Raw genomic sequence first — 256 nt, forward strand, 5'->3', positions numbered from 1 at the left:
CGCTTCGCAGCTCGTTTGCCGCTACATCCGCATGGGTCACCACATAGGCGCACAGCTGCTTCTGTCCCTGCTCGTCCTCACGTGCGATCACGACGGCTTCTCGCACTGCTTCCAGCTTCAGCAGCTGCGCTTCCACCTCGCCCAGCTCGATCCGGTACCCCCGGATTTTGACCTGGGCGTCGATCCGGCCCTTGTATTCCAGCGTCCCGTCCGCATTCCAGCGCACCAGGTCGCCTGTGCGATAGCAGCGTTCTCC

Annotated in this window: 1 protein-coding gene; it reads right to left on the reverse strand. The window is 63.3% G+C overall.

Annotated elements, in window-relative coordinates; genetic code table 11:
- Positions 1 to 256: AMP-binding enzyme (locus JO375_RS06845; protein WP_229523746.1), on the reverse strand; the 256-nt coding region annotated here is incomplete at both ends.

The sequence above is a fragment of the Paenibacillus farraposensis genome (assembly GCF_020736845.1).
In the GTDB taxonomy this organism is placed as follows: domain Bacteria; phylum Bacillota; class Bacilli; order Paenibacillales; family Paenibacillaceae; genus Paenibacillus; species Paenibacillus farraposensis.